The organism is Micromonospora sp. NPDC007271, assembly GCF_040634005.1.
Taxonomy (GTDB): domain Bacteria; phylum Actinomycetota; class Actinomycetes; order Mycobacteriales; family Micromonosporaceae; genus Micromonospora.
This window is the reverse complement of sequence record NZ_JBEYER010000007.1, coordinates 41,526-52,003: the sequence shown is the minus strand read 5'-3', so window position 1 is coordinate 52,003 and position 10,478 is coordinate 41,526. Positions and strand designations below refer to the sequence as shown.

The 10,478-nt window shown below is 74.2% G+C and carries 9 protein-coding genes and 1 pseudogene; 4 read left to right on the top strand and 6 right to left on the bottom strand.

Annotation, left to right across the window (positions count from 1 at the left end):
• Positions 1-14: 14 nt before the first annotated feature.
• The 4 genes and pseudogenes from ABZ570_RS04635 to ABZ570_RS04620 form a co-directional block, all read right to left on the bottom strand.
• A complete protein-coding gene (locus ABZ570_RS04635; RefSeq protein ID WP_358056773.1) occupies positions 15-1,568 on the bottom strand; it encodes an anthranilate synthase component I in 1,554 nt (517 codons plus the stop codon).
• Complete coding sequence (hisI, locus tag ABZ570_RS04630; protein ID WP_358056853.1) at positions 1,565-1,999, bottom strand: phosphoribosyl-AMP cyclohydrolase; 435 nt, start codon at positions 1,997-1,999, stop codon at positions 1,565-1,567. The genes ABZ570_RS04635 and hisI overlap by 4 nt, the downstream gene beginning before the upstream one ends.
• A gap of 180 nt (positions 2,000-2,179) precedes the next feature.
• Positions 2,180-2,842, bottom strand: a pseudogene (locus ABZ570_RS04625) (phosphoribosyl-AMP cyclohydrolase); the annotation flags it as partial.
• 212 nt (positions 2,843-3,054) lie between these two features.
• Positions 3,055-3,444 carry a MerR family transcriptional regulator gene (locus ABZ570_RS04620; protein WP_358056771.1) on the bottom strand — a complete coding sequence of 130 codons (390 nt, stop codon included), beginning with the start codon at positions 3,442-3,444 and terminating at the stop codon, positions 3,055-3,057.
• Positions 3,445-3,548: 104 nt separating this feature from the next.
• Here ABZ570_RS04620 and ABZ570_RS04615 point away from each other — a divergent pair, with 104 nt between their 5' ends.
• The 3 genes from ABZ570_RS04615 (at position 3,549) to ABZ570_RS04605 (ending at position 5,786) form a co-directional block, all read left to right on the top strand.
• The gene (locus ABZ570_RS04615; protein ID WP_358056769.1) at positions 3,549-4,295 is read left to right on the top strand and encodes an ABC transporter ATP-binding protein; all 747 of its coding nucleotides are present in this window, start codon (positions 3,549-3,551) and stop codon (positions 4,293-4,295) included.
• 56 nt (positions 4,296-4,351) lie between these two features.
• Positions 4,352-5,107, top strand: coding sequence for an ABC transporter permease (locus ABZ570_RS04610; protein WP_358056767.1), 756 nt, complete (start codon positions 4,352-4,354; stop codon positions 5,105-5,107).
• Between the two features lie 67 nt (positions 5,108-5,174).
• Complete coding sequence (locus ABZ570_RS04605; protein ID WP_358056851.1) at positions 5,175-5,786, top strand: TetR family transcriptional regulator; 612 nt, start codon at positions 5,175-5,177, stop codon at positions 5,784-5,786.
• 109 nt (positions 5,787-5,895) lie between these two features.
• On the opposite strand, the gene ABZ570_RS04600 is transcribed toward ABZ570_RS04605, so the two are convergent.
• Positions 5,896-7,674, bottom strand: a complete 1,779-nt coding sequence (locus ABZ570_RS04600) for an ABC transporter ATP-binding protein (RefSeq protein ID WP_358056765.1) — start codon at positions 7,672-7,674, stop codon at positions 5,896-5,898.
• Positions 7,671-9,599 (bottom strand): ABC transporter ATP-binding protein, encoded by a 1,929-nt coding sequence (locus tag ABZ570_RS04595; protein ID WP_358056763.1) that lies wholly within the window; start codon positions 9,597-9,599, stop codon positions 7,671-7,673. Before ABZ570_RS04595 ends, ABZ570_RS04600 begins: the two co-directional genes overlap by 4 nt.
• A 216-nt stretch (positions 9,600-9,815) precedes the next feature.
• Here ABZ570_RS04595 and ABZ570_RS04590 point away from each other — a divergent pair, with 216 nt between their 5' ends.
• Complete coding sequence (locus ABZ570_RS04590) at positions 9,816-10,445, top strand: TIGR03085 family metal-binding protein (RefSeq protein WP_358056761.1); 630 nt, start codon at positions 9,816-9,818, stop codon at positions 10,443-10,445.
• Positions 10,446-10,478 lie beyond the last annotated feature (33 nt).

The following is a 10,478-nucleotide window of genomic DNA, read 5'->3' as shown; positions in this document are numbered from 1 at the left end:
TGCACTCCTCGCGCTCACCGGGCCGGCCGCAGGGTCTCGGCGGCGGCGATCGCGGCGAGCACTGCGGCGGCCTTGTTCCGCGTCTCCTGATCCTCCGCGGCGGGATCGGAATCGGCCACCACCCCGGCCCCGGCCTGCACGTAGGCGCGGCCGTCGCGGATCAGCGCGGTCCGGATCGCGATGGCCATGTCCAGGTCACCGCCGAAGCCGAAGTAGCCGACGGTGCCGCCGTAGAGTCCCCGGCGGACCGGCTCCAGCTCCTCGATGATCTCCATGGCCCGCACCTTCGGTGCCCCGGACAGGGTGCCGGCGGGGAAGGTGGCGGCCAGCGCGTCGAAGGCGGTGCACTCCGGGCGCAGCTCCCCCACCACCGTCGAGACGATGTGCATGACGTGGCTGTACCGCTCGATGGTGGCGAACTCCGGCACCTCGACCGTGCCCGGACGGCACACCCGCCCCAGGTCGTTGCGGCCCAGGTCGACCAGCATGACGTGCTCGGCGCGCTCCTTCGGGTCGGCGAGCAGCTCGGCGGCGAGCCGGGCGTCCGCCTCGGGGGAGCTGCCCCGCGGCCGGGTGCCGGCGATCGGGTGCAGCAGCGCCCGCCGCCGCCCGTCCGCGCCCGTGCTCACCTTCAGGTGCGCCTCCGGCGAGGAGCCGACGATGTCGAAGCCGTCGAAGCGCAGCAGGTACATGTACGGGCTGGGGTTGGTGGTGCGCAGCACCCGGTAGACGTCGAGCGGGTCGGCGTGGGTGTCCCGCTCGAACCGCTGGCTGAGCACGATCTGGAAGCACTCGCCGGCCCGGATCGCCTCCTTGGCCGCCGCCACCGCCTTCGGGTAGCCGCCCTCGGCCGTACGGCAGGCCACGTCGCCGGCCGGGGGCCGGGCGACCGTCGAGATCATGGGCGGAATCGGTCGGGACAGGGCGGCGGTCATCGCGTCCAGTCGCCCCACCGCGTGGTGGTACGCCGCCGCGACCAGCTCCGCCCGGCCGGGCGTGTCCAGCGGCGGCAGGACCGCGTTGGCGACCAGGACGGCCGAGCCCTCGTAGTGGTCGAGCACCACCAGATCGGTGGCGAGCATCATGCCCAGCTCGGGCACGTCGAGGTCGTCCTCGGTCAGCTCGGGCAGCCGCTCGAAGCGGCGGACCAGGTCGTACCCGAGGTAGCCGACCATGCCCCCGGTCAGCGGTGGCATCCCGCTGGCCGGGTCCCAGGCCGGGCCGGCCAGGGCGGCGACGGTCTCGCGGAGCACCGTCACCGGGTCACCGGCGGACGGCACCCCGGCCGGCGGCTCACCGACCCAGACCGCCGCGCCGTCCCGTTCCGTGAGGGTGGCGGCGCTGCGCACGCCGACGAACGAGTACCGGGACCAGGCCATGCCGGCCGAGCCGACGCCCTGCTCGGCGGACTCCAGCAGGAACGTGCCCGGGCCGCCGGCGAGCTTGCGGTAGACGCCCACCGGGGTCTCCGCGTCGGCCAGCAGCCGGCGGGTGACCGGCACGACCCGCCAGCGGGCCGCCAGTTCGGCGAAGGCGCCCTGGTCCGGGCTGATCGTGCCGTCCGTCATGACGTCGCCTCCGGGAAGCTGACCGGCAGCTCGGTGAAGAAGCAGGTGCGGTGCCCGGTGTGACAGGCCGGGCCGACCTGGTCGACGCTGATCAGCAGGGCGTCCCCGTCGCAGTCCAACGCCACCGAGCGCACGTACTGGTGGTGGCCCGAGGTGGCGCCCTTGACCCAGTACTCCTGGCGGCTTCGCGACCAGTAGGTGGCCCGGCCGGTGGTCAGCGTGCGGTGCAGCGCCTCGTCGTCCATCCAGGCGACCATGAGCACCTCGCCCGAGTCGTGCTGACGCACCACCGCGGCCACCAGGCCGTCCGGGGTACGGCGCAGGCGGGCCGCGATGGCCGGGTCGAGCCGGGACGGGCGGGCCGGGCCGGGGGCCACGGCACCGCCGGAGCTGGCGGGGGCGCCGGTCAGCGGCGCGTCAGAGGCGGGCACGGTGAGCCATTCTCCCGCACGCGGCGCCGGCACCGCCGACGTGTCCCGGGAGGTGGCCCCGAGACCGCCGAGCTCGCGGGTCAGTTGCGCCAGGTAGCGGTCCAGCCGGCCGTCGACCAGCGCGTCCGCCAGGTCGGCGCCGGCCACCGCGGCGATCTCCCCGGCGCACGGGCGGACCAGCGGGACGACCCCGGTGACCAGGCGGCCGGCCGCGGCGGCGACCTCGCCGGTGCCGCCGGGGCGCAGCCCGAGGCAGAGCAGCATGTCGTCGCGGTAGCCGGGCGGGGCGACCGGGAGGTCCAGCGCGGCGGCGAGGGCGTCCCGGCGGGAGGCCACCCGGACCGTGGGGTTGACCAGCCGCAGCACGGACGGGCAGAGCCGGGCCAGGTCGCCGGCGGCGAGCCGCACCCCGACCGGGTCGCCGCCCCACCGGGCGCCGGCGACCTTGCCCAGGGTGGCGATCAGTTCCTCCAGCCGGGGCTCGTCGGCGGGTTGGCAGAGCACCGGCAGGTCGATCCGGCGCCGCCACTCGGGCGCGGCCCAGATCAGCCGGGCCGGCGCGGTGACCGGCAGCCCGAACGCCCAGTCCGCCGGTTGGCCGAGCCGGTGGACCCAGGAGCGGACGTCCCGGGCGGCGACCGAGACGTGCACCAGCCGGCCCTCGAACTCGGCCAGGTACACCCGTCGCTCGGCGTACGGGGTGGTGGCCGAGGGCGCGGCGACCGGCGGGGCCGCCGACCCGGCGACCGGTGCCGCCGGCCCCTCCTCGTCGGCGACCAGCACGTCGACGTCGACGTCGCTGTGCTCGGTCGCGGCCTGCCGCGCATGGCTGCCGCGCAGCATGATGCCGATCACTGGACGGTCGGCGGCCTGCCGGAGACGGGCGGCCCACTCGTCGAGGAATCCGGTGTCGGGCAGCGGAGCGGGACCCACCGCGACATGGTGCCGGAGTCCGATCTTCGGCGCAATGACCGTTGCCGGACCCGGTGTCCGGTGCGGGCGTTACTGTCCGAGGAATACGGTTGCTGCCTCGGGGTACCTTTCCGGACGTCGGGTCACGCCAACTCCTCCTCCGCCCGCCGATACGCGTCGATCTTGTAGTCGAGCACCCTGAGGTCCTCCTCCAGTTCGGCCATCCGGGCCAGCACCCGGGTCCGGTGCGCCTCGAAGAGGGCCCGTCGGGCGCCCAGCGTCCGGTCACCCTGCCGGGCCAGCTCGGCGTAGCGGCGCATGTCCCGCACCGGCATCCCGGTCCGCCGCAGCCGGGTGAGCAGGAACAGCCAGTTGACGTCGGACTCGGTGTAGCGCCGGCGGCCCGAGGAGTCCCGCCCCACCGGGGCGACCAGCCCCTCCTGCTCGTACCAGCGCAGCGTGTAGGTGGTCAGGCCGACCCGTTCCGCCGCCTCACCGACGGTGAGGCTCGTCTCCCGCGTGCTGATGTCCACCCTTCCAGGTTCCCAGTTCGACGGCGCTCGAAGTCAACCCGTTGCCCCACGGCGACAACTCAACTAGCGTTGAGTTCAACAGATGATGAGTTTTGGAGGCGGGCATGGACGACGCGGTCGTGGTCCGTGACCTGGTGGTCGAGCGGGGCCGGCGGCAGGTGCTTCAGGGCATCTCCTGCGCGGTTCCCCGCGGCACGGTCACCGGGTTGCTCGGGCCCAGCGGCAGCGGCAAGACCACCCTGATGCGCGCGATCGTCGGGGTGCAGACCGTCACCTCGGGCGCGGTCTCCGTGCTCGGCCGGCCGGCCGGCGCCGCGGAGCTGCGCCACCAGGTCGGCTACCTCACCCAGGCGCCCAGTGTCTACGCCGACCTGACCGTCCGGGAAAACGCGCGCTACTTCGCGGCGCTGCACGGACGCGGCCGGGCCGAGGCGGACGGCGCGGTGGCCGACGTGGGCCTGACCGAGGCCGCCGACCAACTGGTCGGCACGCTCTCCGGCGGGCAGCGCAGCCGCGCCTCACTGGCCTGTGCCCTGGTCGGCGACCCGGAGCTGGTCATCCTCGACGAGCCCACCGTCGGTCAGGACCCGGTGCTCCGGGCCGACCTGTGGGCCCGGTTCCACGCCATGGCCGCCGCCGGCACCACGCTGCTGGTGTCCAGCCACGTGATGGACGAAGCGGCCCGCTGCGACCGGCTGCTGCTCATCCGGGACGGCCGGCTCATCGCCGACGACACCCCGGACGCGGTCCGCGCCACCACTGGCGTGCAGGACCTGGAGGAGGCGTTCCTACGGTTGATCAGAGCGAGCGAGGCGGGCCGCGACGGCCACGCCGGCAGGGAGGCGTCATGAGCGCGAGGAGTGAGCCGGTGTGGCGAGCCCCAGCGGTCGCGAACCGCGGTGGCATCGTGAACCCGCGGATTCTGGCCGCGACCACCGAGCGCATCCTGCGTCAGCTTCGGCACGACCGGCGCACCATCGCGTTGCTGGTGGCGGTGCCGATCGTGCTGCTCACCCTGGTCTACTTCATGTACGTCGACCAACCCCACCCGCCGGGGCAGCCCACGGTCTTCGACCGGGTGGCGCTGATCATGTTGGGGTTCTTCCCGTTCATCATCATGTTTCTGGTGACCAGCATCGCCATGCTGCGCGAGCGCACCACCGGCACCCTGGAGCGGCTGCTCACCACCCCGTTGGGCAAGCTCGACCTGCTCTTCGGCTACGGCATCGCGTTCGGGCTGGCCGGCGTGGTGCAGGCCACCATCGCCTCGGCCGTGGCGTACTGGGTGTTCGGGCTGAGCACCGCCGGCAGCAGCGGGCTCGTGATCATGATCGCTGCGGTCAACGCGGTGCTCGCGGTCGCGCTCGGGCTGTTCTGCAGCGCCTTCGCCCGCACCGAGTTCCAGGCCGTACAGTTCATGCCGATCGTGGTGGCGCCACAACTGCTGCTCTGCGGGCTGTTCGTGCCCCGGGACCAGATGGCCGGCTGGCTCCAGGCGATCAGCGACGCGCTGCCCCTGTCGTATGCCGTGGAGGCGCTGCAGGAGGTCGGCGCGCACGCCGAGGCGACCGGGACCATGTGGCGCGACGTGGCGATCGTCGCGGGGTCGGCGCTGCTGGCGCTGGTGCTCGCCGCGGCGACGCTGCGCCGGCGCAGCGGCTGACGGCGTCCGTGGCCCGCTTGGCCGGGACCGGGCCGCTGGCGGAGTGATGGAACAGCGAAGGGCGGCGATGGCGCGGCGTACCGGACGGCGACCCGGCAACCCGGGCACGCGGGAGGGGATCCTCGACGCGGCCCGGACGGCGTTCGCCGAGCGCGGCTTCGACGGCGCGTCCATCCGGGCCATCGCCGCCGCCGCAGCGGTGGACCCGGCGCTGGTGCACCACTACTTCGGCACCAAGGACCAGCTCTTCCTGGCCGCCATGAACGCGCCGTTCGACCCCCGTGAGCTGCTGCCGAAGGTGCTCGCCGGGGACCGCGAGAGCATCGGCGAGCGGCTGGTCCGGCTGTTTCTCGGGTTGTGGGACTCGCCGGCCGGCACCGCCGGAGTGGCGCTGCTGCGCTCCGCGCTCAGCAACGAGTGGACCGCTCGGCTGCTCCGGGAATTCCTGACCACTCAGGTGCTGCGCCGGGTGCTCGACAACCTCGACGTCGACCCGGCCGAACTGCCGCTGCGCGGGTCGCTGGTGGCGAGTCAGCTGATCGGGCTGGCCATGATGCGGCACCTCATCCGGCTGGAGCCGGTCGCCTCCGCCGCCCCGGAAACCCTGGTCACCATGATCGGCCCCACCGTCCAGCGCTACCTCACCGGCCCGCTGCCCACCCCACCGCCGCCAGTCTGATCAAGGAGTTCGCGTCCGCGGACGGCTCGATCCGGACGCGAACTCCCTGATCGACGCGGGCGGTATCGACGCGGGCGGTGAGGTACGGCGGCGGGGCACGGCGGGTACGTCAGCGGGTCTGCTCGAGCCAGGAGGCGTAGAGCAGGGCGTAGACCGAGTCGGGGTCGCGGACCAGCTCGTCGTGGGGGCCACGCTGGACGATGCGGCCCCGGTCCACCACGATCACCTCGTCGGCGGCCTGGGCGGTGGAGAGCCGGTGAGCGATGGCCAGCGTGGTCCGGCCCCGGGTGACCGCGTCCAGGGCGCGCTGCAGGCGTACCTCGGTGGCCGGGTCGACGGCGCTGGTCGCCTCGTCGAGCACCAGCAGGTCGGGGTCGGCGACGTACGCCCGGGCCAGCGCGACCAACTGCCGTTCCCCGACACTGAGCGCCTCGCCGCGCTCGCCGACCGGGGTGTCCAGCCCGGCCGGCAGCCCGGCCAGCCAGTCCGCCAGGCCCAGCTCGGTGAAGGCGGCGGCCAGCTGCGCGTCGGTCAGGTCCGGGCGGGCGAAGCGGACGTTCTCCCCGACGGTCGCGTCGAAGAGGAAGCCGTCCTGCGGCACCATCACCACCCGGGAGCGCAGCGAGTCGAAGCGCACCTGGCGCAACGGCACGCCGGAGAGCAGCACCTCGCCCTCGGTCGGGTCCATCAGCCGGGTGAGCAGCTTGGCGAAGGTCGTCTTGCCGCTGCCGGTCTCGCCGACCACGGCCACCCGGCTCTTCGCCGGGATCTCCAGGGTGACGTCGTGCAGCACCGGCTGCCCGCCCGGGTACGTGAACGTCACGTCCGCGAAGCGGATGTCCAGCGGGCCGTCCGGCAGTTCCCGCCCCTGCTCCCCCGGGTCGGCCACGTCCGGCGCGACGTCCAGCACGTCGAGCACCCGACGCCAGCCGGCGATCGCGTTCTGCGCCTCGTTGAGCACCTCGGTGGCGATCTGCACCGGCTGGATGAACAGGGTCACCAGGAACAGGAACGCGGTGAGCTGCCCGATGGACAGGGTCCGGTCCACGCCGAGGTTCACCCCGACCAGCACCACGCCGGCCAGGGCCAGGCCGGCGGCCAGCTCCCCCACCGAGCTGCCCATGATGCTGATCCGGATGGCCCGCTGCTGGGCCTGCCGCTGCCCCTGGATCGCCGTGTCCAGCCGCTGGGCGGTCCGCCCGGCGATCCCGTACGCCCGGATCACCGGGGCGCCCACCACGCTCTCGCCGATGGTGCCGAGCAGGGTGCCCATCCGCAGGCGAACCAGGCCGTACGCGGCGGCGAGGCGGCGTTGCAGCACCCGGATCACCAGCACCGCCGGGGCGAAGGCGCCGATCACCACCAGGGTCAGCTGCCAGGAGTACGTCAGCATGACGCCGGTGGTCACCACCAGCTGGCCCAGGTTGACGATCAGGATCACGCCGCCCCACTGGAGGAACTGGGTGATCTGGTCGACGTCGCTGGTGACCCGGGAGACCAGCGAGCCGCGCCGCTCGGACTGCTGGTGCAGCATCGACAGGTCGTGCACGTGCCGGAAGGCCCGGGTACGCACCCCGGCGAGGGCGGTCTCGCTGACCGTGAAGAGCCGACGCATCATCAGGTAGCCGCAGGCGGTGGTGACCACCAGCACGGCGGCGGTGGCGATCACGGTCAGCGCGACCACGTCCACGTCGAGACCGCCCACGATGCCGTGGTCGATGCCGCGCTGCACCGCCACCGGCACGGCGACCCGGCCGACCATGTAGACCAGCGCCAGCCCGAGCGTGCCGGCCAGCCCGGTCCGCAGCTCCGGGGAGAGGGCCAGCCCGCGCCGCAGCGTCCGCCAGGTCGACTCGGCCTGCTCCGCCGTCGTCGTACTCGTGCTCACCGGTCAACCTCGACTTCCAGGCCGGAGGTGAGCGGGCGGCTCACCTCGTCGTACGGGCGGGTCTGCTCGCGTTCCTGTTCGGCCTGCTCGTACGCGGTGACCAGGTCGGCGTAGCCGGGCACGGTGGCGAGCAGTTCGGCGTGGGTGCCCCGGGCGACCACCCGCCCCTGCTCCACGTAGATCACCTCGTCGGCGAGCGCGATGGTGGCCCGCCGGTACGCGACCACCAGGATCGACGCGGGCGCGCCTCGGCCATGATTCGGCCTCCGCGCCGCTTGGCGCTCCGGGCCGGATGAAGGCCGATCGTCCGGGGCGCGCAGCCCGGCCAGGATCGCCGCCTCCACCCGCGGGTCCACGGCGCTGGTGGCGTCGTCGAGGACCAGCAGCCGGGGACGGCCGGCGATGGCCCGGGCCAGGGTGAGCCGCTGCCGCTGGCCACCGGAGAGCGAGGTGCCCCGCTCGCCGACCATGGTGTCCAGCCCGTCGGGCAGCGCGGCGACGAAGCCGTCCGCCTCGGCCAGCCGCAGCGCCGCCCAGACCTCCTCGTCGCCGATGCCGGGCCGGTCCAGGGTGATGTTGGCCCGGACCGTGTCGTCGAAGACGAACGGCACCTGGGCGACCAGGGCCACGTTCGCGGCGAGCGAGGCGGCGGTGAGGTCGCGGACGTCGACGCCGTCCAGGGTGACCGCGCCGGTACGCGGGTCGACCAGCCGGACGGCGAGCGAGGCGATGGTGGACTTGCCGGCCCCGGTCGGCCCGACCAGGGCGACCGTCTTCCCGGCCGGCACGGTGAAGGTGACCTCGCCGAGCACCTCGGTGCCGGGCAGGTGGGCCTCGGCCGGCTCGTACCCGAAGTGGACGTCGTGGAAGGCGAGGGTGGCCGGGGCCGGCGCGGCCGGGTCGAGGGTCGCCTCGCCGTACGGCATCTCGCCGGTGGCGTCGAGGACCCGGCGCACCCGGTCCCAGCCGGCGACGCTGCGCGGCAGCTCGGCCAGCACCCAGCCGATGGCGCGGACCGGGAAGGCCAGCACGGTGAACAGGAACGCGACGCTGACCAGCTCGGTGACGTTGATCGCGCCCTGTCGCAGGCGTAGCACGCCGACCACCAGCGCGGCGAGGGTGCCGAGGCTGGGCAGGGTCTCCAACATCGGGTCGAAGACGCCGCGCAGCCGGCCGACGGCGATCAGCGCGTCGCGCAGCTCACCGGCCCGGGCGGCGAACCGCGCCGTCTCCTGCGCCTCGCGGCCCATCGTCTTGACCACCAGCGCGCCGTCGAAGCTCTCGTGGGCGATGCCGCTGACCTCGGCGCGCAGCCGCTGGGCGCGGGCCTGGCGGGGGGCCATCCGGCGGGAGTAGACCACGTTGAGCGCGAAGAGCGCCGGGAAGACCGCGAGCCCGACCAGGGCGAACGCCCAGTCGGTGAAGAAGAGCGCGACCACCGCGCCGACGAGCATCACCAGGGTGCCGACCGCGAACGGCAGCGGCGCGATCGGGTACCAGGCGGCTTCCACGTCGGAGTTGGCGTTGGAGAGCAGCGTGCCGGTGGCGTTGCGGTGGTGCCAGGACAGCGGCAGGTCGAGGTAGCGGCGGGTGACCCGGCGGCGGTAGTCGGCCTGCAGCCGGTACTGCATGTAGCCGGCGCCGAGCCGGCGGCCGAAGATGCCGACCACCCGGAGCACGCTGATCCCGAACAGGGCGGCCGCGGCGAGCGCGAGCGTGCCGCCGGCCACCGAGCCGCGGGCGATGGCCGGGGCGGCCACCTCGCCGACCACCCCGCCCACGACGTACGCGCTGGCGATCACCATGAGGCCGAAGAGCACGCTGCCGGTCACCGCGACCGCGAAGATCCGCGGTTGTTCCCGGATGGCCCGGCCGAGCACCCGCAGCCCTCTGCCGAGGACGTCCCGACTTGTCCCGCTCGCCACGCTGTTCCCCCGCCGTAAGCCGCAGTTTTCTCTCACATCCTTACCGGTCCGGGCCAGCCCCGCCGACCCCGAGCCGATATGTCCACCGTCACGTCCGCCGGCTCACCCGCGCCGACCACGGCGCTTGCCCGCGCCCCCGGGCCGACCGGTCGCCGGCGGGGCCGCACCGCACCCCGGCCGGCCGGCCGCGGACCATCGGCGGTCTACGATCGGGCCATGCCGCGGTACGCCCGATCGGAGCGCGAGGCGCTCGCCGACCTGCTGCTGGAGCTGGGGCCGGACGCGCCGACGATCGACGAGGGATGGACCACCCGCGACCTCGCGGCGCACCTGGTGGTGCGGGAACGCCGGCTGGACGCCGCCGGCGGCATCCTGCTGCCGCCGCTGCGCCGGTACGGCGAGGCCGTCCGCCGGCGGGTGGCCGCCGGGCCGTACGCGGATCTGGTGGCCCGGGTCCGCCGGCCGCCGGTGTGGAGCCCGGTGAGCAACCCGCTCACCGACGAGCTGGCCAACACCCTGGAGTTCTTCATCCACCACGAGGACGTACGCCGGGCACAGCCGGGCTGGCTGCCCCGGGACCTGCCGGCGGCATTCGCGGCGGTGCTCTGGAGGCGGGTCGGCACGCTGGCCCGGCTGGGGTTGCGCCGCTTCCCGGCGGACCTGCTGATCCAGGCGCCCGGCCACGGCGACCGCACCGTCGGCCGGGGCGGCGAGCGGCTGCGGGTGGTGGGCAGCCCCGGCGAGCTGGTGCTCTTTCTATCCGGTCGGCAGCGGGTGGCCCGGGTGCAGGTGGACGGCCCGGAGGCAGCGGCGAACCGGTTACGGAGAGCCCGCCTGGGATTTTGAGCCAGATGACCGGAATCGGTCACGGCGCGGTGA

What these genes read in the sequence shown, in the direction of transcription:
- ABZ570_RS04605 (WP_358056851.1), top strand. Translation starts at nt 5,175, where the DNA reads ATGGCGCGGCGTACCGGACGGCGACCCGGCAACCCGGGCACGCGGGAG.
- ABZ570_RS04635 (WP_358056773.1), bottom strand. Translation starts at nt 1,568, where the DNA reads ATGACGGACGGCACGATCAGCCCGGACCAGGGCGCCTTCGCCGAACTG.
- ABZ570_RS04615 (WP_358056769.1), top strand. Translation starts at nt 3,549, where the DNA reads ATGGACGACGCGGTCGTGGTCCGTGACCTGGTGGTCGAGCGGGGCCGG.
- ABZ570_RS04590 (WP_358056761.1), top strand. Translation starts at nt 9,816, where the DNA reads ATGCCGCGGTACGCCCGATCGGAGCGCGAGGCGCTCGCCGACCTGCTG.